At 57.7% G+C, this 24,473-nt stretch carries 19 protein-coding genes; 2 read left to right on the top strand and 17 right to left on the bottom strand.

The annotated features are described in order from the left end of the window. Positions 1–12: 12 nt before the first annotated feature. From AAF739_09190 to AAF739_09150, 9 genes are all read right to left on the bottom strand, one after another. Positions 13–1,377: a glutamine synthetase family protein gene (locus tag AAF739_09190; protein MEM6382835.1), complete on the bottom strand. Its 1,365-nt coding sequence runs from the start codon at positions 1,375–1,377 to the stop codon at positions 13–15. A 146-nt stretch (positions 1,378–1,523) separates the two neighbouring features. Then, the gene (locus tag AAF739_09185) at positions 1,524–2,954 is read right to left on the bottom strand and encodes a sugar transferase (protein MEM6382834.1); all 1,431 of its coding nucleotides are present in this window, start codon (positions 2,952–2,954) and stop codon (positions 1,524–1,526) included. A 353-nt stretch (positions 2,955–3,307) separates the two neighbouring features. After that, positions 3,308–3,895: a hypothetical protein gene (locus AAF739_09180; protein ID MEM6382833.1), complete on the bottom strand. Its 588-nt coding sequence runs from the start codon at positions 3,893–3,895 to the stop codon at positions 3,308–3,310. A gap of 10 nt (positions 3,896–3,905) precedes the next feature. Beyond that, entirely contained in the window at positions 3,906–6,380 is a 2,475-nt protein-coding gene (locus tag AAF739_09175) for a polysaccharide biosynthesis tyrosine autokinase (GenBank protein ID MEM6382832.1), read from the bottom strand. A gap of 31 nt (positions 6,381–6,411) precedes the next feature. Further along, positions 6,412–7,083 carry a hypothetical protein gene (locus AAF739_09170; GenBank protein ID MEM6382831.1) on the bottom strand — a complete coding sequence of 224 codons (672 nt, stop codon included), beginning with the start codon at positions 7,081–7,083 and terminating at the stop codon, positions 6,412–6,414. A 95-nt stretch (positions 7,084–7,178) separates the two neighbouring features. Continuing rightward, positions 7,179–7,688 (bottom strand): hypothetical protein, encoded by a 510-nt coding sequence (locus AAF739_09165; protein ID MEM6382830.1) that lies wholly within the window; start codon positions 7,686–7,688, stop codon positions 7,179–7,181. Positions 7,689–7,793: 105 nt separating this feature from the next. Next, positions 7,794–9,023 (bottom strand): polysaccharide biosynthesis/export family protein, encoded by a 1,230-nt coding sequence (locus tag AAF739_09160; protein MEM6382829.1) that lies wholly within the window; start codon positions 9,021–9,023, stop codon positions 7,794–7,796. Positions 9,024–9,226: 203 nt separating this feature from the next. Then, positions 9,227–10,630, bottom strand: a complete 1,404-nt coding sequence (locus AAF739_09155; GenBank protein ID MEM6382828.1) for an O-antigen ligase family protein — start codon at positions 10,628–10,630, stop codon at positions 9,227–9,229. A 245-nt stretch (positions 10,631–10,875) separates the two neighbouring features. Continuing rightward, on the bottom strand, positions 10,876–11,475 hold the full coding sequence (locus AAF739_09150) for a transglutaminase-like cysteine peptidase (protein MEM6382827.1): 600 nt from the start codon (positions 11,473–11,475) through the stop codon (positions 10,876–10,878). A 186-nt stretch (positions 11,476–11,661) separates the two neighbouring features. On the opposite strand from AAF739_09150, the gene AAF739_09145 reads away from it, so the two are divergent. After that, the gene (locus AAF739_09145) at positions 11,662–12,369 is read left to right on the top strand and encodes a metallophosphoesterase family protein (protein ID MEM6382826.1); all 708 of its coding nucleotides are present in this window, start codon (positions 11,662–11,664) and stop codon (positions 12,367–12,369) included. A gap of 110 nt (positions 12,370–12,479) precedes the next feature. Here AAF739_09145 and AAF739_09140 read toward each other — a convergent pair whose 3' ends face one another. From AAF739_09140 to AAF739_09125, 4 genes are all read right to left on the bottom strand, one after another. Beyond that, positions 12,480–15,947 (bottom strand): calcium-binding protein, encoded by a 3,468-nt coding sequence (locus tag AAF739_09140; GenBank protein ID MEM6382825.1) that lies wholly within the window; start codon positions 15,945–15,947, stop codon positions 12,480–12,482. 257 nt (positions 15,948–16,204) lie between these two features. Further along, entirely contained in the window at positions 16,205–17,365 is a 1,161-nt protein-coding gene (locus AAF739_09135; GenBank protein ID MEM6382824.1) for a glycosyltransferase, read from the bottom strand. A gap of 8 nt (positions 17,366–17,373) precedes the next feature. Then, positions 17,374–18,873, bottom strand: a complete 1,500-nt coding sequence (locus AAF739_09130) for a hypothetical protein (GenBank protein MEM6382823.1) — start codon at positions 18,871–18,873, stop codon at positions 17,374–17,376. Between the two features lie 22 nt (positions 18,874–18,895). Further along, the gene (locus AAF739_09125; protein MEM6382822.1) at positions 18,896–19,543 is read right to left on the bottom strand and encodes a class I SAM-dependent methyltransferase; all 648 of its coding nucleotides are present in this window, start codon (positions 19,541–19,543) and stop codon (positions 18,896–18,898) included. A 154-nt stretch (positions 19,544–19,697) separates the two neighbouring features. Here AAF739_09125 and AAF739_09120 point away from each other — a divergent pair, with 154 nt between their 5' ends. After that, positions 19,698–20,351 carry an acyltransferase gene (locus AAF739_09120; GenBank protein ID MEM6382821.1) on the top strand — a complete coding sequence of 218 codons (654 nt, stop codon included), beginning with the start codon at positions 19,698–19,700 and terminating at the stop codon, positions 20,349–20,351. On the opposite strand, the gene AAF739_09115 is transcribed toward AAF739_09120, so the two are convergent. From AAF739_09115 to AAF739_09100, 4 genes are read right to left on the bottom strand one after another with little or no spacing between them, the layout of a single operon-like run. Continuing rightward, positions 20,348–21,766: an O-antigen polymerase gene (locus tag AAF739_09115; protein MEM6382820.1), complete on the bottom strand. Its 1,419-nt coding sequence runs from the start codon at positions 21,764–21,766 to the stop codon at positions 20,348–20,350. The two genes, AAF739_09120 and AAF739_09115, sit on opposite strands and share 4 nt — an antisense overlap. Positions 21,767–21,784: 18 nt before the next feature. After that, a complete protein-coding gene (locus tag AAF739_09110) occupies positions 21,785–22,780 on the bottom strand; it encodes an NAD(P)-dependent oxidoreductase (protein MEM6382819.1) in 996 nt (331 codons plus the stop codon). Continuing rightward, complete coding sequence (locus AAF739_09105) at positions 22,773–23,573, bottom strand: sulfotransferase domain-containing protein (protein ID MEM6382818.1); 801 nt, start codon at positions 23,571–23,573, stop codon at positions 22,773–22,775. Before AAF739_09105 ends, AAF739_09110 begins: the two co-directional genes overlap by 8 nt. Continuing rightward, complete coding sequence (locus AAF739_09100) at positions 23,570–24,472, bottom strand: sulfotransferase (protein MEM6382817.1); 903 nt, start codon at positions 24,470–24,472, stop codon at positions 23,570–23,572. Before AAF739_09100 ends, AAF739_09105 begins: the two co-directional genes overlap by 4 nt. Position 24,473: the final 1 nt, after the last annotated feature.

Raw genomic sequence — 24,473 nt, 5'->3', positions numbered from 1 at the left:
GTATCTGCCGCATCACGCACGCTCAAAGCCGCGCGCGATTTCCCAATCGGTGACAACGGCGTCGAAGGCCTCCTGCTCCCATTGGGCGCATCGGGTGTAATGGTTCACCACCGCCTCGCCCATCGCGTCCCGCAGCATCGAAGAACCGGTCAGGGCGTCCGTGGCGGCGCGCAGGGTTTTCGGGATCTCCGGCGCTTCGGTCGCCTCGTAGGTATCCCCCGTCGCGGCCGGCGGCAAAGGCAGTTCATCCTCAACGCCCTTGAGACCCGCAGCGAGCATGGCCGCTTGCGCAAGGTAAGGGTTGAGGTCTGCACCACCGATCCGGCATTCGATGCGGATCGCGTCCGTCCCATCGGCACAAAGCCGGAAGCCGGCCGTCCTGTTGTCCACCGACCAGACCGCCTTCGTCGGCGCGAAGGTGCCCTTGGCGAAGCGCTTGTAGCTGTTCACGTAGGGCGCGAGAAAGAAGGTGATATCGGCGGCATAGGCAATCAGTCCGGCAAGGTAATGCTCCATGACCTTGGACATCCCCAGCGCGTTCGCCGGGTCATGAAAGGCTGGCTTCCCGCCGGCTTCAAGCGACTGGTGCACGTGGGAAGCAGAGCCAACCCGCGCCTGGTGCCATTTGGCCAGAAAGCTCGCCGCACGACCGTTCTGCCAGGCGATCTCCTTGATGGCGTGCTTCGCGATAGTGTGGTGATCGGCGCAGGCGAGCGCATCAGCATGACGGATGTTGAGTTCTTCCTGACCCGCCTCGGCCTCGCCTTTGCTGCCCTCAACCGGCACGCCTGCCGCGCGCAGATGGTTGCGCACCCCTCGCATCACACCTTCCTCCTTGGTGGTCTGGAAGATGTGGTAATCCTCGTTGTAGCCGCTGATCGGCTGTAGGTCGCGATAACCATCCTTACGCAGAGCGTCGTAGCTTTGCTCGAACAGGAAGAACTCAAGCTCGGTCGCCATGATCGGCGTAAAACCCAGCGCCTCGGCGCGCGCGATCTGTTTTTGCAGCAGTGCGCGCGGTGCGTGAGGAACCGGATCGTGCGTGTGATGGTCGATCACATCGCACAGCAGCATCACCGTCCCCTCGAGCCAGGGTATTGGCCTGATGGTCGTCAGATCTGGGCGCATGATGTAATCGCCATAGCCGGTCTGCCAGCTCGTCGCGGCATACCCGTCGGGTGTTGCCATCTCCAGATCGGTCGCCAGCAGGTAGTCGCAGCAATGGGTCTCGCGGTAGGCGCTCTCGACAAAATGGACCGCATGGAAGCGCTTGCCCATCAGCCGGCCTTGCATGTCCACCATGCACGCCAGAACGGTATCGACGCTTCCCTCGGCGACCTGCGATCGAAGGGAGTCAAAGCTGAGCGGTGCGGTCATGTCCGAGGGAGCCAGTCCGTGATGATCAATAACAGCGCACCCGACCATGGCGGCTCTCGATCGCTGGGACAAGGGGAAGAGGTTTGCCGACGCACATTTGCGCACGCCTGCAGGAAGCAAGCCTTCAGGCCGCTACCGGCTGCCGTTTACGATGGCAGGTTGAGACGTTGGCGTGCCACGGCCCCGTGGGCGCTGCGCAGCACCTGATCCTGAGGGTCTTTTTCGCCCCACAGCAGGACTTGGAGGGTCATGACGGCGATCCGCACATCGAGCGCGAACGACATGTTTTCGACATACCAGGCATCGAGAGCCGCCTTGTCCTCAGGGGTTAAAATCCGGCCACCATTAACCTGTGCCCAACCGGTTAGCCCGGGGCGTACACTCAGCCGAATTGACGCATCTTTAGGCTGATCAACGGGCAGCAGAGGGCGCGGGCCGATGAAAGACATATCACCCTTGAGGATGTTGATGAGCTGCGGCAGCTCGTCAAGGCGATACCGCCGAAGCGCCTCACCAATCGCAGACGACCGGTTCTGATCAGGAATACGCGCTCCACGTTCATCATGCGCACCACGCATGGTACGCACCTTGAGGACGCGCAGCGGCTTGCCGTGCAAGCCCGGGCGCAGCTGCCAGAAGAACGCAGGCGCGCCGACATCGATAAGCGCAGCGAGCCAGGTGATAGCGATAAGCGGGGCAAACAGGACCAAAAGCGCAAATGCGGCAACCGCATCGAGCGCACGCTTGACCAAATGGTACGAGCCCGATGTCTGGTATTGCCGTGGCGCCACCGCCGCGGTCTGGGCGGCCATCTGATCACCCACCTTCGGAAACCCGAGCCGGTCCTCGAAGAAATCGAGCGCGCGACCGCTGTGCTTTTCGTAGTCGCGCAGGGCCGTTCGAGCCGAGCGGCTGAGGCTTTCAAAGGGCTGAGCGACGACAATCGAGTCGATGAACACACCATGGATCGCCTGGGTGTTGACGAGATTGGCAATGTCTGTCGGAGAACCCAGAACAGGCACGCCGGAGACCGATCGACCGGCAACTGCTCCGTCTTCCGCCAAAAGCCCCACCACGGCCACACGACCTTGGGAGAGGCGTTTTGCGCAGCGGATGTACAGTTCGGCAAGCTCGTCCGATCCGACGACCAAGACGTGCTGCAAAGCGCTGACGGGGATGACGTCCCGACGCCCAAAACTCGGGCGCAAGGAAAGCCGCACCGTCGCACGCGCAGCACACATCAGGAATGCTGCACAAATCCAATGGAGAACAGGAACAGAGCGCGGGATCAGTTCCGAACGGTCAATCAAAAACGTCGTCGACCATGCCAGCAGGATCGCAATGCCTGCAGCGCCAACGACCCGAAAAATGTCGACGAATGAGAAGAAGCGCCACACACCCCGGCTAACCCGCGTGGCAGAAAAAATAACCAGGCCAAAGCCGATCGAGGCAACCGCATACAGACCAAGCCCTGGCCGCTCAAGCGCAGCAAAAACGGATTGATCACGTAAAGAGAATGCGATGACGGCAGCGATACCGACCAGAACGCAATCGATGAGCAGGTGCAGCCGTCCCACAGAACTTGCCTTCAACTTTCCTGCGCGCACACATTTATCCGCTTGCAAGCCTCACGCACTGCATAGGGATGAGATAAATTTTCTCAGGAAAGCATTTCTGCGACCACCATCCCTAGGTTGTTTTGGTGCGGCGCAATAAAACGTGAACTATGTTACAAGAAAGCATGATCGGGCCGCATGGGCGCTCGTCTGTTTTCAGCTTCTCTCTCGAGAGAATGGCCAATTCATTCTGTTGTTATAGAGTCTTACGGCCTCGGCCTTTTCGACCACATGCGCGGCAGATCGGTCGGTACGATATGACGTTACGGTTTACGTTAGGACCTTACGCTACTCGCAATAGTTGCATGGCGCTGCTAGGAGGCAGGATCGACCACGGCACGATCGCGCGCGATCAGGCCTTCAAGCCGCCCGGAGAGTTCGCTTGGCAGTCCCGCCGGTACCGAGATCGTCTGCACGCGCCGCCTCACCAGATCGTCTTCGAAGGGCGCATAGGTTTGCGACTGTGCGAGCAGATCAATCGCGTCTGCGCTCCAACCTTCTGCAAAAACCGTCAACATGGTCAACCTGAACCAAGCTTCGCCGGAGGTCGGGTTGCAAGCAAGCAAAGACCGCGCGATCTGCTCCCCAGTCGTAACCGCATGATCCACCGACTCGACGCTTGTGTCGCCCAACGGTAACGCCGCGACATAGAGCTCCGCTGTGGAGAGGCTAAGCGCCATGTAGCGCGCAAGGGGATCAACCTGACATGCGATATCCGCCGCGAAGTCAGCCGTTATCGGGGCGGTTTCCCGCAAGCCAAATGTCGGTCCCGACGATAAACGCTGAAACAGTTCAACTGTTTCGATGCGATCGGAAGCGCGATGCGCGCTTGCCCAGTAGGCCAATCCGAATACGGTAATCAAACCGGCCAAACCACACAGAACAATCCCACGAAGGATCATCTGCCTCGCCTCAACTGGTGTAGTACTTTTTGTACCGGTTGTAGTAGTAGCCGCCCGATTGGTAATTCTCGTACAGCTTGAGCTTTTCCTTGTCGGCCTTGTTCAGAATGACACCGATAATCTTGTCGTAGAGCTGGGCATCAGACGACAGCGCATTCTCCACGAGGTTGCGATCAGTCTTGCCCCATTCGACGACGAACACGACACCATCAAGCAGCGGCGCCATGGCCCGCACGTCGACAACCGGTCCGATCGGCGGCAGATCCAAAAACACGTAGTCATACTCGGCTTGAACGTCCGCCAGAAGCCGCCGCATCCCCGGCGAGGTCAGCAGATCACTGGTGTGGGGCACGCGGCGATTGGGATTGGTCGGCAAAATGGCCAGGCCGGTTTCCTCCTCCGACCGAATAACGCGCCGCCAGTTTGCTCCATCAAGAATAACCTCAGCCAGTCCATTTTCTACGGTCCGACCCACGGCAGAACGCGTCAGGCCCGGGTTACGAAGGTCAGCGTCGATCAACAGAACCTTAGCCCCTTGTGCCGCTGTCAGGCTCGCGAGGTTCTTCGAGACCGTCGTCTTGCCTTCATTGGGCAAAACAGATGCAATCCCAATGGTTTTTACCGACGCGCCCGAAATCGTCAGGTCTGCAGCAACCTTGGCCGATCGCAGCGTTTCGGAGAAGCCTGAGAGCGGATTGGCGGCGGCGTAGTTCATCACCATATCGCGCACTTCAAGCGGCGTCGGATCGTGCTCGAGCTCATCAACCTCACCGGCTGCCGTCAGCGGATCACGGTCGTCAAGCGGCTCAACAGTTGCGCCCGGTAGCGGTAATTTACGCGCCCAGCCCGCAGGCTTGCCTTTTCCGGCACGCGCGCGCTTAACGCTCGATCGCGTGGCTCGATTTGCCGACACGACCGGAAGTATCCCAATGAATTCAAGGCCAAGGCCCGTTCGAATTTGCTCCCCACTACGGAACACGCGATCACGCAACTCCAGGAGCATGCTCAGCGCTCCCCCAGCGGCTGCGCCGAGAAAAAGCGCCATCGTCAGCGTGATGATGCGGTTTGGTGAACTGGGGAAGCTGGGCGCTTCAGCCGGGGTTATGATACGTGCATCGGAGATCGGAAATGATTGCGTTTGCAGCGACTCCTGGTAGCGCTCCAAAAAGGACGTGTACAGCGCACGCAACGATGTTGCGTTGCGCTCCAACTCTCCCAACTGGATCTGTGTTTCGTTGGCCTGGTTGGACGTACCGACCAATGTCTCAAGTTCGTCCTCAAGAACCGAAACCTGGTTCAGCGCAACCTGGAGCTCATTGCCCGCCACTTCGGTGACACGCTTGAGCTCCTCAAACATCAGCCGCTGCAACTGGAACATCTCGTTGCGTTGGCGAACTGCTTGGGCGTGGTTAGCTCCCAGAAGCGCACTGATTTCCGCAAAACGCTTACTTGCTTCGAGATAACGCGCCCGCAAATCCGATGTGATCGTTTGACTAAGCGTTTCCGCAACGGCCGCTCCAGCGTCATTGCTGTCGACAATCTCTGATAAGCGTTCAAAGCGTGCACGCTGCAAAGCAACGTCGGCACGCGCTGCAATCAGCCGGCCGTTGATCTCGGCCAATTGCTGTTCCGAAATCAACGAACCGCTGGCGGCCACCAAACCGTTTGCCTGACGGAACGCTTCTACCGCCTGCTCCGCGCTAGCGGCTTGCGTTCGAAGCTCCTCGGTTCGTGTTAGAAGCCATTCGCTTGCACGGCGGGTAGCGTTGTACTTCGATTCAAGCTGATCATCGATGTAGGCGTTCGCAAATCCATTGGCGATCTCGGCTGCCAGGTTTGGATAAGGCGATCGATAAGCAATAGCGACCACGTAGGTCCGGTCGACCCGTGCAACACTCAAACCGTCGGCTAGCGTCTTGATAGCCTCTTCACGGCGACGCTCATTGTCCGATGCAGTGGCAAGCAGCGACGACAGTTGGTCGGTACCTCCCTCATCGGCGGAGCCACCAAAAAGCGAAAACGTCGCATCCAATCCATTTTCAACCTGAGTCGCAACAAAGCCCGATCCGGAGCGCAACCAACCGACAACCACCTCGCCGGGTGACCGCTGGCGTGACCAGAAGAACCGGTTGTTGAGAAGATCAAGGCTGTCCACCACTTGGGCGGAAATAGCTTCCGAACGGATCAGCTCGACCTGACTGTCAATCTCTCCGCTTTCAAAGAAACCTTCAGATACCCCCGACACCTCCTGGGAGGTTTGCGTTTCCGGCGTATCGATAAGCAAACGGGTGCTGGCCGAATAAATCGGTACGGCGGTCACCAGATACGCGTATCCAAACAGCAGACTGATGAGCGAGGCGAAGGCAACCAACTTCCAACGGCGCCGGATGATGCCAATATAGCGCTCAAGATCAAGCGCGGGAGGCCCGTCCTGCCAGTATGCATCGCCAGCGGGATTACGGCGCACATCCGAGCGTTGAAGCATAATACGCTACTACCAATAACCCCGTCCGACGTCAGGTCGGGCTGTTTTGGACGACTGTGTCGTTATCATCGCCGGCGTTTCCGCCACCAAATGCGCCGGGACCGGCTCCTGCGTTTGTAGCTGATGCAGGCGTAACCGGCGCCGCACCGCCACCGGGGTTCGATGTGATACCCGCAGCCGCTGGGCCACCACCACCTGTGGTGTCGCCAAGACCACCCGGCACCGCAGCCGTGTCCTCATCGCCAGCGCCAGTGAGAAACGCTGTTACCAGTGCCTCATTGTCGCTTGCGGCAACGGCAAGTTGGATTTCGGCAGCCAAGTCTGGATTGGTCGCCACGCACAAGGTCGCTGCGCGAGCCAGGCCGGCACCAATAGCGCGAGCCTGGCGCAAGGTGGCGGTCGCTTCCAGCGCCAGGATAACCGGCACCGTGTCGACATTTGTTGTCGCGAGCGACCGGACATCATTTGACAACGAAAGTCCGCCCAGTGGATTTTCCTGAAGCAGGCTGGCCGGATTTCCAAAGAATGCATCGATTGCCGCCTGCGACGCTCCAGCGCCGTCGGCGAGACAGCTGCGCGACGGCGCGTCGTCAGAGCCGGCATCCTGCGCCAATACGGGCGCGGCATATCCGGTGAGACACACTGCGGCAGCCGCAAAAGCAACAACTGGAAGGCGCAACTTAGGGGTCAGCGCACCGGACATGATCAAGCTCCAAGCATTTTTCGTCTCACACACCTCACAACATTAAGCTCATTACCGCTTACGTGCAAGGCAACAAATGATGACACTTCATAAGGTTAGGGATCTAAATTACCGGTTTCCGACGCTCTGTCTTGATCGGAGGCCCAGTTAATTCTTTGGGAACACCGCTGGGCCAGATCCGGATTTTGGACCGCACGATTGGCTGCGCACAGACGGATATCGAAGGTCCCGGATGTAGCGTAGACCCAGAAGGCGTTTGACCACACGAAATTACCACGCCGCCGCACCCGCGTGTTCTCTTCAATGAAAGCATCGTCGAGGGACGATATGGCGTAAGGGCCCTCTCCATTAATGACGCGCGGCGTCGTCCAACACGTTACCTCCTCGGGAACGTTTTCCTCGACTGAGGGTGCGAGAAACTGATTGCCCTCGACGGACGCGGTGCACCGGGTGATCTGCGACGTTGCGGTATTCATGATGATGGCCGAAGCGGTGCATCGGGTCGTCCGTTCGTCGGTGATGCGCTCATAGACATAGGAGCACTCACCCGGCGAACTGATCAGTTGCCAGTCATTGGCGTAGGCGACGCCAGGCTGACCGATCACGGACCATACAAGTCCGCACGCGAAGACGGCTGGCGATATTCTCGCCAGCCGTCCTGTTGAGCCAATCCGGAACTGCATCACGGGCACAACCCGCTTGCGCAATATCTAGTCGAAGATAGCGTCCACATTGTTGATCGTTCCATCGATATCGCTGGTGATCTCAGCGGCGGCGCCTGTGATGCCGGTGATGAGATCAAGGAACTTGAACAGTTCCACCGAGTCGGCGTTGGAAACATAGATGACGTCACCATCACGCATTTCGAAATGCCCAGCGATGAAGTACGCATCCGGTTTGCGGAAATTGACCCGGAATATCGTGTGGATCTGGCTCACTGAGGGGTCAAATTCACTTACATCGACACCCATACGCTCAAGATTGTGGCGCGTTTCGTGGCGATAGATCAGCACCTGAGCGGGGTCGGCGCGCGTGTCCAGCAATCCACCCGCTTTCGCAAGAGCTTCTGTCAACTCAAGATTTGCCCGGTCGAACAAATACTCGCCAGTTAATCCAGTTGCGCCAAAGGACATGAAGCGGCGCTGCTCCTCCGTCACGGTGATCACATCACCTGGCGCAACGAAGATGTTCTCGTTCGGACTGGCGAGCAGGGTTGGATAATAAATCGTCGCCGCTCGACCCTGACGAGCCAACGTTACAAACGAATCATGGTCTTCGGAGGACAGACCGCCCGCTCTTGCCAGAGCGTCCAATATGCGCTCACCGGATTCCAGCAACTCAAACCGAAGCGGTGCGTTCACATCGCCCGAAACGGTGACGTTGCTTGAATTTCGCTGCACCAGGGAAATCGTGACCTGCGGCTCGATGGCCAGATCGATAATGCGCGAAACAATGTCGGCTTCGATATCGGGTAACGCGCGTCCTAAAGCCCGCACCTGGCCCGCATAAGGGACTGTAACGAACCCGCGCCGATCAACGCGCTGCTCTGGAAGCGTAACGAAGTTACCGGTACGGGCACTACCCTCGTCGTCCGGCACGAACAGTCCGCCGCCCTGGGACTCAAAAATCGTAATTTGGATTACGTCGCCAACACCGATCAAAATCTCCGGAGATGGTCCGCGCCCACCACCAAAGGTACTGAAACCAGCGCCGGGTTGTTCAACGGAAAGAAACGGCGTCATTGCGCTCGTGAGATCGACAAAGGCGTAGTCAATCGTCGGCGCCTCGCCGGTTTCGTCAACGACCGAAGCGGTGGCGGCGGAAAGAATGAGCCCATCGTCGGGACCGGAACGCGGCAGCGTTTCGCAACCCGCCAGCGCGGCACCACACAGTATAACCGCGCTTAAGCGCCCAAAACGCGTCCAAAGGTCTCGCAGCATGGTAACCCTCTAGTTAGGGGCCGACTCGCTCCAACGCGCCCGACCGGCAGATAGTTCGCCGCTTTTCTTTATAGCCGGGTGCACTGCGGAAATAGCAAGGAAGCAATGAGCAATTCCGAACGCGTAAGGGCAACTGTGCCCTTCGCGCAACAAAATTAAGGCAACGTTATGGTTAATTTGTGATTAACTGTACGGCATCTTGGTTAACGCGCAAGCGATATTGCAAACCCTGCGGCAACCATCGCCGAGAAGTAGACGGCGATTCCGGTAATCTGGATTGGGAAATCAACCATAGAATGCAGCGCGATATAGGTCATGCACCCGACGGTCAGGACAGGAATTGAGCGCAGCCGACGTCGAACGCGAAACCCGTAAACAACGGTCCGCACAAACGCCCATGAGCCCAGGGCAATGAACACGGCGAACGGAAGGCCAAAGCCAAGGTAACCTTCAAGCCATGAATTGTGCGCCTGCGACCAGACCCCGACCGGGCTACAGTCCGCCGGTCTGTAAATTGGGAAAACATCTTTGAACGTTGCAAAACCGGTGCCGAAAACCGGGAAATCCCTGATCGCTGCCCAGGTGCCCCGCGCAGCGCACAGCCGCTGAATATCGAAGCCCGCCTGATCCATGCGCACAATTGTACGGCCGCCAAAGGTGAAAAAGACAACAACACAGGCGGCCGTGATCGCGGCCACAAGCAGCCAGCGTTTTGAGGGACCGGCGACCCTTAACGACGTACCCTGCTTCGATTGTGACCTTGGGTGACTGATGGCAATGACCAGTATGCAAAGGGCAAGGATGCCCATCGTGAGGAGGGTTCCCGCGCGCGACTGGGTTAAAAACAAAGCGATCAGGCTCGCCAAGAAAAAGACACCACCGGCGGCTGCGTAGATGTATTTGCGCTCACCGAAGAACTGAAGCCCTGCAAGGCGCTGAACGATCGATGACCAGCGCATCTGCGCGACGTGCATGAGCACCATGCCCAGGGTCGCAAAACTGGCGAGCGCAAAGAAGGCTGCGGTGAGGTTTCGGTTAAAAAAGTGCCCTGACAGCGCGCCGTCCCACCGGGGGCGGGTCCCAAACAGATGCGCATCGGCGAAGAACTCGTGCCGCACCAACGCGATCAAAGCGAGAATGCCGCCCATGATCGCCAGGCGGTTCCAAAGCGCTCGGGCGGCGTGATCGTCCTGGTGAAGGATAAGCCCCAGCATCAACGCCAAAAGCGGCACGACCAGCGATGGCAAAGCGGCGATCGTCTCGCCTGGTGCAACCGAAATTGCCCCGCGATCCGTGAGACCGAGTGCGGCAACGTCCGACCACGCAGGATTGGCGAAAGGATGATCGGTTAGCGACATCGACTGGATGCCAGCGTAGACGCAGATCATCAAAATCAGCGAAAAACCCAGCCCGACCAATCCTTTCAGCCGTCGGTTATCAACCCGGATAAAGGCGCACAGGGCAAGCAGAAGACCAAACGTCACGCAGTTTGCGTAAAAGAAAGTCGGATCAACCGATCCGTTCGGGATGACCGCTAGCGCCACTGCAGCCACGAAAAGCCAGCGCAGCGTTGCAAGGTACGCGAGGGACAGGGATGCGTATGACACCGCTTATGGTCAAAGCCCGACAATGACAGATGCAGTGAACACGCCCGTGCCAACCCGCTTGAAAAACGCACCAAACGTCCACCGTGAGTAGCCGCGATACATTCCGTCTGGTCGCGGCGTACTCGGTAGTAGCTAACAAGAAAAACGCCGTGCGTTGCAAGCGCACGGCGAATGTTTCGTTTAGGCGACTAGTTGTAGCAAAAGCCGACATACCGGCCAGAGTGCGGGCTCTCTGCAAGCCTGTTTTACACCTGTAGCCAGTGGCGTGGGTTGGTCGGCGACTGCATCTTATCCCAACGATAACCCGTCGAGCGCCACGGTTTGATTTGGCCGGTGAGATTATCAAGCACGTAATCGCCAGAGCTGGTCCGCACGACCAAAACGGCGTGATGCCCGAAACCCCGCACATCGGCGGTCGCGATCAAAAGAGCGTAGGACGGCCAGCCCATGCGCAAAAGATGGGCGCGCTTGGTTAGAGCGTAGTCCTCACAATCACCATAGGCGGGCGATATCGCCCAATGGTCACCAATGGCACCGGCCCGGCGGTCATGCCGAGGCCTGATGGAGCGGTTGACGGACGCGTTGACCCGCCGAAGCTGCTGCCAGCGATCGGCCGTCAACTCCACACGCTCTGCAGCGCCGCGCACGGCGCATTGAGACCGATTGACCTGGCAAAACCGCACATGGGCGAAAGGTGCCAAGGTATTGCGGCCGAGCCGCATTTCCGAACTTGCTGGCGGCATTGGCACCGCCTGCGGCAGAACAACTCGCGCTTGCGATACCGTCGTCGCCGCTCCCATCATCATCAAACCTGCCGCGCAGGTCATCAGTACACGCGTCAACATCACTCCAACTCCCCATATCCACTCGGGTTGACGAACTCGATGGGTGGGGTTGTACGCGGCGGCGGTTTGGGTTCATTTGCAGCAATCAGCGCAATTTTAAACGAACTTGTCGAAAGCTGCGCCTATCCGCCCATAGCACTGAAAAATATGATAAATTTCTGGCCGTTCGGCCAAAAAAAAACTCAAGTGTCGCTATCGGAAGGTCATGTCATCTACGCAGTGGGCGACGTGCATGGCCGTTTGGATTGCCTCGATACAATCCTTGCGCGGATCGATAGCGATCGCACAAAACACACCGGATATACGGTTCAGGAAGTCTTTTTAGGCGACTACGTCGATCGCGGTATGCAAAGCAGTCAGGTGATCGACCGGCTTATTTCTCGGCGCGAGCTTCACGGGGCGATCTTGCTGCGCGGCAATCATGAGCAATTCATGCACGGTGCACTTCACGACGAAAGCGCAGCTGGTCTTTGGTGCCAGTTTGGCGGTCTGGAAACGATGCGATCCTATGGGGTCGAGATTAAGCTGCCGCTCTCACCGCAAAGCTTTGGGCCCCTGCATCGACGTTGGCTTGAAGCTGTTCCCCAGCGGCATCGAAGCTTTCTTGATAGCCTGCCCCTTCACCATCGCCAGGATGACTACTTTTTCTGTCACGCCGGGGTCCGGCCCGGCGTGCCGTTCGATAAGCAGGAACCGGACGATCTGATGGGGATCCGGGATGAGTTCCTGTCATCGCCGAAATGGCACGGCGCCTGTGTGGTGCACGGGCATACGCCAGTGGAAGAGCCTGAAATCCTGCCCAATCGCATCAACGTGGACACCGGCGCTTACATCACGGGGAGGCTCAGCTGCGTGAGGCTGAAGGGGCAGACACAGACAATTCTGAGTGCGTGAACGCAGCGGGCACCGCGGCCACAACATCCAATTCAATCAGGACGCAACGAAAAAGGGCGATGAGAACACGTCTCACCGCCCAAAAGGTGCCTGCAAAAAGTGTGATGGCGTTACACGAATATGAAATCGGTATCGTCAACGTCGGTTAGCAGCGTATTCGTAAGCACGATTACGGTGCCGCCTTCCTCAAGAAAGACACTGCCATTGGCCGCCTGAAACGCCTGATCGAAATCGGCAAGCGTTGTGACGCCCAGCGCGCTCACGTCCAGCTGATCGCTTCCATCTTCAAAATCGCGAACAACATCCAGACTGCCATCGGCGCCAAATACAAAGATGTCAGCATCCGCTCCACCGCTGAGCCGATCATCATCCGCGCCCCCGATCAGAGTATCAGTGCCCAGCCCGCCAATGAGGATGTCTTCACCAAGACCGCCATCAAGGGTGTCGTCACCCAGTTCGCCTAAGAGGGTGTCCGCGCCATCATCGCCAACAAGACTGTCGTTGCCGTCGTTCCCTCGTAGCGTGTTTGCAAAGCGGTCACCAATCAACGTGTCATCAAATGGAGACCCATCGAGATTCTCGATGCTGATGTAGGTGTCCTGCTCTGCAAAGCCGGTGTTTGTCGACGGGTCGGCAAGGTCGGCACGCACGCCAACGGGCGCGTCGCGATAGACAGCTGTATCGCTACCGTCTCCGCCATCCAGAACGTCGCCATCCGAACCGCCGAACAGGCGATCATCACCGTCTTCACCGCGCACCGCATCGAACCCGCCACGACCGGCCATAATGTCGTTGCCATCGCCGCCAAACAGTTCGTTGTCATCGTTCGATCCGCGGATCGAATCGGCGAAGTCAGTTCCAATGACATTTTCTATGCTGGTGTAGGTGTCGTCGGTTGAATCACCACGTCCCGCTGCGGAAAAGACCGGATCATTCGCCAGCGAGGGATCAAGATCCACCAGCACACCAACTGTGTCAGGGCTCGAGCTGTAATCCACGGTGTCTTCGGTACCCGAAGACCCGACAAAATTCTCGACGACGCCAAGCCCCGCGTTTACCGTATTGCTTGGCCGCAAAATGAAGTTTGCATCGGAAAGGTCAGCCACGACCGTGTTTTGAAGCACAATCGTGGTCGCGCCTTCGATGAGGACGGCGCTGCCATTGGCAGCATCAAACACGCGGTCAAAGTCAGAGAAGGCGGTAATACCCAGCTCGCGCACATCAAGCAGGTCGACACCATTCTCGAAGTCTTTGACAATGTCGGAACTACCATCGGCGTCAAACACGAATGTATCCGCGTCAGTACCGCCGGTGAGAGTATCGTCGTCCGCACCGCCAGTGAGGATATCGATGCCGGCACCGCCATTGAGGGTGTCGCTTCCCTCGCCGCCGTCCAAGGTGTCATTGCCAGCTTCGCCAACAAGCGTGTCGTTGCCCTTCGCGCCGATGAGGGTGTCGTCACCATTGTTACCGGTTATCTCGTTTGCGAAACGGTCACCGATCAAAGTGTCGTCAAATACCGATCCATCGAGATTCTCAATGCTTATATAGGTATCCTGTGCCGCAAAACCGGTGTTCGCGGACGGGTCAGCTAGGTCAGCAACGACACCAGCCGTAGCGTCGCGATACACCGCAGTATCGCTGCCATCGCCGCCATCAAGCACGTCACCATCTGCGCCACCAAACAGGCGATCGTTACCATCCTGCCCAAACAACGCATCGAACCCGCCACGGCCAGCGATGAGGTCGTCGCCTCCACCGCCAAATAACTCGTTTTCATCATTGGTACCCCGGATCGAGTCGGCAAAATCGGTACCAATGACGTTGTCAATGCTTGTAAAGGTGTCGTTAGCCGATTCACCCCTGCCCGCCGCGGCGAAAACCGGGTTATTTGCGAGGGAAGGATCCAGATCAACCAGAATGCCAAGAGGATCCACGCTGGCGCTGTAGTCAACGGTGTCTTCAACTCCGGGCGAGCCTGGAAAGTTCTCAACGACGCCACCAAGCGTTGCGATGAAGGTGGCGCTGGGCCGCAGGATGAAATCGGCGTCGGATAGATCTGCGACAGCCGTATTCTGCAGCACAATTGTCGTCGCACCTTCGATCAGGACGGCGCTGCCGTTGGCGGCGTCGAAAACACGATCGAAGTCTGAGAACGCGGTGATGCCCAAATCCTGAACATCCAGAAGATCGATGGTGTCCTCGAAATCGCGCACCCGGTCGAAACTACCGTCGGCATCGAAGTCGAAGGTGTCGGCATCAGCGCCACCATGGAGGATGTCATCTCCCGCGCCGCCGGAAAGAAGGTCCATACCCAGGCCGCCGGATAGCACGTCGTTGCCAAGGTCGCCCGATAAATTGTCCCCGCCATTGCCACCGAGCAGAACGTCGTCGCCGCCACCGCCCGCCATGACATCCGATCCCGCGAGCCCGGAAAGCGTGTTGTCGCCTCCATCGCCGACCAAGATGTCGCCAAACAGGGAACCCTCGAGGTTCTCTATGCTGATGTATGTGTCGCCAGCCGCAAATCCGGAGTTCCCTCCTGGAGCTGACAGACTTGCGCTGACCCCAACAGTCGCATCGCGGTAAACGGCGGTATCGCTGTCGTCGCCCCCGTCCAGGACATCAGCACCATCACCGCCGAACAAGCGATCATCGCCATCACCACCGAGCAGCGTATCATCGCCGCCACGGCCCGCCATGGCGTCATCGCCATCGCGACCTTCCAAGGTGTTGGCGACATTGTCGCCGCGCAGGGAGTCCTCGAAGTTGGTGCCGATCACATTCTCAATGCTTGAGAAGCTGTCGCCCGTCGAATCGCCACGACCCGCCGCTGAGAAAGGCGGGTTGTTGGACAGGCTGGGGTCGAGATCAACGAGGACCCCCAGCGGATTTGCACTGCCGCTGTAGTCAACGGTATCGTCACTGCTCGGCGCGCCGACGAAGTTTTCATTTGGCGTAGGCGTTCCGAGGAAGGTCTGCTGCGTGACAACCGTGAATGGCCCCGACGTGAAGGTGACTGGGCCGTCGGTCTTGTCCCAGTTTGCAGGGTCGCCGATCGATGCAAGCAGGTCTTCGCGTGTCCCCGACAGCGTACCGGTGTAGGCAGCATTGTCGAAGTCATTGCCATCGATCGGGCCGGAACCCAAGGCAACGGCAGTTTCACCTTCGACCAGTCCAGGGGGAACTGACGAATTACGGTTGCTTGTTGCGTCCGCCTGAAATTGGGAGCTGTTCGTCTGCGACGCAAACAGGAACGTCACGGAACCATCGTCCTGATAGGCGATGAGCTGATCGCCATTATCGCCTAGCCCGAAGTTGCCGCTTTCCGCTGAAAAATCTCCACCAACGCTCGTGAAGGTAATAACCGTCCCTGCGGTAATGCCACCCGCAGGCACGGTGTACTTTATGACACCTTCATTGGCGTTTGTTCGGAACGTACCATCCGCCTTTACGCCTTGGTCAGTGAAAAGTATCTCTTCGCCAGCAGGGATATCGACTAAAGCGACGAATGCCCAAGGATCAGGGTTGCCAGTTTGTATACCGACGATTGCGATATCACCCGCACTAAGAGCCATCGTAGGTCTCCAGATTTATGGTCAACAGTTTACCGCGACGTCAGTGGTAGGCGGTTTTAAAAAAATGAACAAGGTGGGTAATCTTTCCCGGCTGACTTGTTTTTGAGCGTTGCCCAAATGCAATTATAGCATTCAGCCTAGCGTTAACTGTTTCGCGGAATAGATGTTGCTTTACTACTACGTAAACTAACAGGGGTGAGCTGCCAGCCAGCATTGGTCCCTTGAAGCGTGGGACGGGCCGCTTGTGCTATCCGAAATCATTTGGAATTTGACCAGGAACGTGAAGAACGTTCGCCATTGGCCGCCTGCGTAACGATCTGATCGACCTGTGAAACCCAGCTGTCTTCGGTTGGGAAATAGGATTGGACCCATGGCGCGCCCCGATCGTTGAGCGCGCGCAAGTGGTCGGGACCCCAATCGAGCACCCGGTCAATCACAGCATGCAACCCGCTTGCATCATCGAACCAACTGACCGGCGCAGCTCCGAAGATGTCGACAAGACGATTGTGACGACGGACGATCGGGTGCGTACAGGTTGCCAGGGCCTCAATAACGACCAATGAGGATGTTTCCGACGCAAAATTGGTCGGGAAAATCATGAAGTCGCAGGCGTCGTAAAAGGGCGTCGGATCAGAGAGGTAGCCAAGGTACCGTATGGACGGCATCGTATTGATCCGCTCAAGTAGGCGCAGACCATACGCCCGATCGATGTGACTTGGCCCACCGGCGATCACAAAGTCAGCGCGGTCAGCATAGCGATCCGCTGCATCAAGAAACAGGTCGATCCCTTTCTGAGGATCAAAGCTCGAAATGAAACCAAAACAGCGACGCGCCACCTTCGCTTTGTCTGTGTCGTCCGCACGTTCCTCCTGGTGGCTGGGCAAAGCGTCACGTTCGTCCTCCCGCGTCCGACGGGCAATGGCTTTCACAGCGAACGTTGGGATGGGATTGCGAACGAAGGTCGAGCGGGCGGCCAGCTCGGGATCAACCGGCACGAATACCTCGTTAACGAAGACAAAAGCGGTCACGTGCCGAAGGTAGAACGCTTTAACCCGGGCGAACTGCGCGTTGTGGCGATAAAAATCCTCAAACTCGGCCCCGTGCACATGCGCAACGATTGGTCTTCGCAACATGATCACGGGCAACAACAGCAAAAGGTCCCGCATCATGCCGAAAGTTGTGCGGGACATCGCAATGTAGGCAACATCAATGCGGGCCAGCAGCGTAAGAAACAAAACCTGCAGCGACTGCCAAACCATCTGCAGTGGTGCGAGCGCCGACTTGTGGCCGTGGAAGTCAAAAACTACAGGGTTTCCCGTTGTACCGTCGCGAAATGCCATGGTCAGGCGACTCTGACCGCCGATTGGGCCGTCGATCTGGCCGAAAATCGCAATCTGCAGTGGTTTGGACTTCGACACCTGGTCGCTCAGGCTGGACTTAGGCGCGCAAGGAAACGCGGCATGGTCAACAAAGCTGCAAGCGCGCAAACGCCAAGAATACAAAGCGCAACGGCGGCATTCGTCATCGTCCATCCGCCATTGTGGAGGAATAGCGCCGGGGCCGCGGCGCACGCCGCGATCAAAGCTGGACCGGCGATCACAGCGTAAAACGCACTCAACCGCACATTGGCACGGCGAGCTGTTTGGACCGCGACAAACCCCAAATTGACGACGAGAAAGCTCCCGGAGAAGACCAGAGCAATCGCCATCAGAGCCGATTGGCCTTCAAGAAGCGTACTGGCGATGATGACACCCACAATGTTGATAATACCGGCGATCAGAAGCGGCGGCGCGAATGCGCGGACCTCGCCGCGCCCGGAGAGGAACTTCATCCAGCCTTCCGATAGAATGCTTGCGGCAATCCCAAACGACATGATCCGGAAGAGATCGGCCGACATCGCCGGGACCCACCCCGACTCACTCAAGGAATCGCCAAACCACAGCGCCAAAATCGCCTCAACGAAAAGGCCAATGAGCGCGCACGAGAACGTCGCAAAAACGGTCAGAATATAGGTCCAACGCAGGATCAAGCTGCTGGCTTCGCCATCGTTTTCGGTACCCATCAGCCGCGCAACCATCGCATCCAACCCCACGACCAAACCCATCGAAAGCTGCCGTTGATACCCAATCAACAACAACACGATGCTCAAGGTCAGTGTCATCAACTCGCCGAGCGACCAGTTGACGACAAGGGGCGGCCAGCGCGTGAACAACGCAAACGCGATGACGACGACAGCGTTCCAACCGATAAAAGCGCTGATCCAAGCAGTCGTCTGACGCACCAAGGGCGCCCTGCGCAACCTCAGGTGGGGTTCGCCACGCACTGCGAGCACATAGATGCCGAGTTGAAGGACAATCGTCAGCCCGCCAACAAGAGCATAAAAGAGTTGAAGCTTATCATCGACCGAGGTCGCTGGTGGAAGCACAATGATGACAGTAGCTGCGACCAGAATAAGTGCGCGGTCCAGGACCAGCATGATGTTGTAAGCAACCAACCGCCGTTCGACCAGCAGCAGGTTCAGGAACACGATGCCGACCGACGACGCGAAGGTCTGAACCGCCGTACCCAAAAGAGCGATCGCAATCGTGGTTTGCGACAAAGCGCCGAAGTTCAGTTGATCGGATACCAGCCAGAAGCCGGCAAACAGCACAACAGACAGCAGTCCCGCACCGACACCAAGTACGAACGATGTCCAATATACTTTTTGAAAATCGTGCTCGCCGCTTCCGTCGATCGACAGACCAAGGGCCGGGACCAGTGCGTTTTGCAGCGCGAACTTGAACATCGCCGCAATGCCGGTCGATGAAATCAGCAGCAAATAAATCAGCGCTGCATCAGGACCGATCTCGGCCATGATGCGCACAATGACGATGCCGATCACAAAGGTCGCGATCAGCCGCCCATAATTCGAGAGAACGCGTATCATTGTGCTTTCGGGCGAACGAGGCCTAAGCGGCCGCGCGGGCTTTCTCTAGTTGTTCGCGCGTCCACAACGCCATGTACTTCTCGCGACGCGGTGGTGTGAAGTCGGCAAACTTGTCGACGGGCGGCTCAAAGTTAAACGGAGCCGCCTCAAGATTGAGCGGACGATGTTTGCCGGTCACGATATCTCTGTTTTCTTCGATCTGGGGCATGTGCGTCGTCAGCAGATGCGGAATGGAGGAGCCGAGAAAATTGTCAACGAAGCGCCAGATATCCGCGTGACTGAGATGGAAAAGGGCGTCCCGGCACATCATCATATCAGCCTGCGGCAGTGGATCGGCGGTAATGTCGATCTGAGTAAATTCAACGCGCTCCGAGCTGTATCTTGCGCGCATATCCTCAATCAGGTCAGGCACGATGTCCGCGCCCAGGTAATGCACATCCGCGGGCAAAGGCACATGCTGCATCCAATTCCAATCGCCGCATGGTGCATCAAGAAGCCTCTCTACGTCCCACTTTTGCATAAAGGGCACCAACTCTTCGCGTATGCGCTGAGTTGCGTCCAAAGTAGAGCCGGAACCACTTAGGCTTTCACCATTGTCGAACCACCAACCGGATCGATAGTGACCTGTGAACCGTTCTTCCATGGACTGATTGGCGAGATCGCGATCCATCAACCGTCCCTTAATGAAGCGCCTTATACGGCCTAGCATTGCGTTTCTCCTAGAGCGGCTCGGGAGCCATGCATGTTGCGTTTGCCCTTACGACAGGGGCGGTATTATCGATACTACCCGAGATGGTAGGATCGAGCAGATGGGAAGCGAGTCAATGCGACGAAACCAAGACGTGCGCGGTGCACCAAAAACAATGAAGGCACTCCGGCACGCTCTCCCATTGGGGGTCATCGAACTGGCCGCCCGCTTGGGCGGGTACGCCATCGGATTTGCTTTTCCCGATAAAGCGTTGCGAGCGGAAGAACGCCTTCGCGGAAGGCTGGTCGGTCTGCGCAACGGGTACGGCCTGACCGCTCTTGGCCGTGGGGTCCTGCTCGATTCGCCCTTTGCGATTGAGATGGGATCGGGAACTGCCCTGCGCTCAGGCGTGAAAGTCAATACCAGCTCGGACGGCTGGTGCAGGATTGGGCGCGGCACCCATATCTCTCACAACTCCATTCTTGCTGCTGCGGGCGGCATATCGATCGGGGAGCACTGCGGCATCTCCGCTGGCGTGATCATCTATTCGCGCACCTATGACCGATCCGGCGGCGTACACCTGAAAGATGCGCCAACCCATTACGCGCCGGTGTTCATCGGCGATGGTGTCCACATCGGTATGGGCGTCCGCATCCTGCCTGGCGTTACCATCGGCGATCACGCAATCATTGGAGCTGGTGCGGTCGTCACCAAAGACGTGCCACATCGGGCGACGGTTGTTGGCGTTCCGGCGAAGCCAATCACGGTCGCAGATACAATCGACGATTAACGAAACGAACCCGCACCGCCCACCAAGCCAGCTCTGGGACGCCGCACGGGCGAGACGGGCATGTGTCTGGGAATATGATCAATACCCAAGCGGCCTTCACGCGCCAGCTGGAAGCGCCAATATTGCTCGGCGATCAGGATCGCGATGTAGTACTTTATGAAGATGACGATCGCTGCGGAGAACTCGACGTTCACGAAATAAATAGCAGCCACCATCAAAAAAGCGTAGCGAACAATCGTGAAACGGGGATCGACCGCGTTGCGATGTCGCCACCACAAGTACGCCAACCCGGCACCGAACAACATCATCCCCAGCACCACGCCCATCAGGCCAAAGTTGAGGTAGAACTCGCCCACCGCTCCAGGTGGAACACCGGCTTGGCTATTGAAGCCGAAAAGCTGTTGGGCAACGAACGGGCCGACCCGAACACTTGGTTTATCGTTCCACAGAACGCGTGGAATGGGCGCGATGATAAAGCCTACAAAGCTGAGGCCCATAAACCGATTGGTGGCATCCACTTTATCAACAATGGCGGCCGTTTTCGCTGGGTCGATAAAGTAGGCGCCCTCGAACGCATGAACGGTGGTTGCGCGGATAGCGTGCAGGACGTTCAATTGGCTCAGTGCCAATCCCTCCCGTGAGGCATCGCGAACCTGGCTCGCCAACGACAGGGATGCAAAAATCACCCCAATGAACGCCAATCGCATCAATCGTTTGAGAAGATTTCGGTCCACCGATCGAATGGCCAAGACGATTAAGGCCAACACCACCAGCGCAATGACAACGTTCCGTCGACTTGCAAGGAACAAAGTAAGCAAAAGAAACGCCATCGTGACGGTGTAGACGTTCACCCAGGTCAGCCTCTTTGCCATCGCGAGGTAGTAGATGAACAACACCAATAGGAAGTCGCCGCCAACCGATAGGAACCCTAAAGAGTGGCGGACACCTTGTTCATCGACGAAGAACTTGGATGCAAAGAACCGACCAGTGGCGATCTGCTGCACGAAGCCCATGCGGTAAAAGAAGATGGCAAGCAGCACCATGCTGATGGCCATGAAGGGGAAGTACACCAGGCGAGGATCAACGGGCCACGGTCTAGGCGGCAGCGTTCTGGTCCGGTGCGGTGCGATGTGGCTGGCAAATACCAGGTAGCCCACTATCATCGAGATGACGCCCACGGTGATCATCATCTGCCCGACATCAACGATGTCGGCAGCAATCCAGTCAGGCCGGAACGGCAAGTCGTACACCACCGCAAACGATAAATAGATGCTTTTGAGTGTGTAGCCGAACAACCATGTCCAACCCATAATCGTGAGCGGCGAAGGGCCTATGCCCCACGCGTCCAGCCGTGCTGCTCCAAATAGCAGAAGCGTCGGGAAAAGACCCAGGATCAGGATGGTGAGGCTGTACATTCTCGGTTTGCTATTACCCTACGCGCTGCGAAACCACGCGACCGTCCGCTTAACACCATCCGGAAAAGAGACCGGCACCGGACCGCACACCTCTTCGGTTTTCGACACATCAACGGTGTACTCGGTGCGGATATTGTTCAAGCGGAAACTGTTATAGGGAAACGGGACGCCAACACGATTGAGCACATCGCCTGCAAAGGCCAGCATGTGCGCTGCAGGCAACGGAACCGTAACGGGCCGCCGCCGCCCCAGCTCATCTGCCAGCGCGTTCAAATAGTCGCGCAAAGAGAAAGGCTCGTAGTCTGCCAGAACGAAAGTTCGGCCGTTGATCGTCTCGCGCGGCACGTGAAGCAGCTGGACATACTGATGTACGATATTGTCGATGAATGCATATGACTTGTAGAGCGCGCCCCAACCCGAGTGAAAAAAGAGCCCCTTATCGATCATCCGTAGCACTGTTTGGTAGTGCTGGCTCATACCCGGGCCCCATACCGTTGTAGGACGGACCAAGGACCAGCAGACGTCGCCGCCATTGGTCTCGCGGACAACCATTTCCGTGGCAACCTTGCTCTCTCCGTAAACAGTGTTCGGAGAGTAGTCGGTATCCGATTTCGGGGTTGATCCGATTGCGCAAACCAATTGAGAGGATGTGTAAATTGAGCGCCGGACCGATGGCGTCGCGGCGACCACGTCGCAGATATTACGAACACCCTGCCTGTTGACCTCATAGTCCTCGACCGTCTTGCCTTCGAGATCAGTACGCGCAGCAAGGTGAATGATTGCGTCGGGTTGGTACTGTTCAAAGGCGGCGCTCAGTGCTTCGCTATCCATCACGTCGATCGTGCGGTGCTCCCATGCGGCTGCCTGGCCGGGCTCTCGCGTATCGAGCCCCAGCACGCTTAAGCCATCAGCGAGCAAGCGGCGACAAAGCGCTTGACCGATGAACCCGCTGCTCCCCGTTACAAGAACCTTTTGCAAGGTTGCAGAGCCATCCTCTTCGGTCATTTCAGTCATAAAGATCAAACCCCCAATGACGACGCCGGCTTTGGAAGAAGGCTTCCTGATCCGCGCCGAATATCTGCCGGCCTTCGCCGACGGAGCCCTTTCGGGCGAAAACAAACCCCTCGGCGAACTTCGACTGGAAGGCTTTGGAACTCTGCGCCTGTGCCTTGCGCGTTTTCTCAAGGCTTGAAGCCTCCAGCGCGGCTTCAAGTTCGTCTTCGCTTGCTTCAATACCAATGTAATCGAGAAGGCACCGGAACGTCTCAACCGGTGAACGGCGCAGATCCTCGTAGCTGACGATCAGACCAGCCTTGTCGACCCATGAACAGTAGAAGCGAAAGTAGCTGTCGAGCCCCATATCGGGGTGACGCAACAAATCGTCGAGCCCGCCCGAAAAACCGAACTCTTTCTTCGCGTTAGCGTAGTGAAGAAACGAGACCATCGTATCGCGCGGCTCACGCGTGAACACGATACTCTTATGCCCGCGCCAGAACGGCACGTATGGCCGGTGGGTCTTGATCGTCCGCGCCACATCGGGAAAGGGCGACGCGCGGAAGAAACTGGGGTGCGCGAACTCTGGCATGGATGCATCCACGGAATCGAAATCAAAGTCCGACGCCACGAGGCCACGCTGCGCCGCCAAAAGGTTGTACAGCACGATCCGCACCCACGTGCTCCCCGTCTTGGGGTAGAATGCCATCACCACGTCTGAGCGTTGCAGCCCTGCGATGCTGCGGCCCCAAAGGTAGGCTTTGCGCGCGGCCCACCCGGGTTTGCTCACGGCCCGCATCAGAAGGTAGCTCATGGCGCAGTGACCAACGAATTGCTCTTTTGGCCTTCTGAAAGCCAGGTAGCTGTCGGCTCCACGACGCGGCGTAAGCCGTGCTTCTGTTCAGCGGACAATTCGTCGAGCATATCGCGTCTCTTGAGATTTTTAGCGGGTTCGAATTCCTCGCGGAAGAAAGCGCGCGCCTGTGGTGCATAATCGAGATCGAGAAACTCGAAGATCGATTCCAGGCGACCTTCATTCAGATCATCGAGGTAGAATTCCAGGTAGCGATCAGGTCCCAGCGGCCGGCCGTCCATGCAGGCGCGCTCGACACACATGCGCCACTGCCAAGCCGCTACTTCAAACAAGTCCATCTCATTGGTCATGCGCCTCAAACCCGGCAGACGTGGCCCCCAAAGCGTTCGGGGCTTGCCCTTCCCGTTCGGCAGAAGCCGCATAAAGAACTCACCAAGATAATGCGGCAGCTGACTGGGGTGCGCTTCTTCAAGCCGCTGCCGCAAGATGCTTTTCTGAGAGCCCCGCCGACCCTGACCCACACCGACCGTTAAGTTGTGCCAATGCCAATGGATCGATAGCGCCGCCTCGTATCCGTCCCGCATCACATGGACGTACTGCGCGTTGGGAAAGACTTTCTCGATAAAGGGCACACGAAGGGAGTTGCTCGGCGTCTTTTCGATGATGCGCGCGCCAGGCGTATCCCCCAACAGGCCCTCGAAATACTTGCGGATATAAGCAACCACTTCGGGACGTGCTGCCTCTGGCGGAAGCAGGTCCGAAAGGCCATCATTGCCGTATCGCCAAACAAGACGCGGCTCTTTGACATGAACGAGTTTTGGGTGAGCTTCCAGAAGCCGACCCAGGACGCTCGTCCCCGCGCGCGGTGCCCCTAGAACGATCACGGGTCTGGTCATCATG

This window comes from Pseudomonadota bacterium (assembly GCA_039024915.1).
Classification (GTDB): Bacteria; Pseudomonadota; Alphaproteobacteria; order Rhizobiales; family MH13; genus MH13.
The sequence above is the reverse complement of the archived record's forward strand: the minus strand, read 5'-3'. Positions and strand labels throughout refer to the sequence as shown.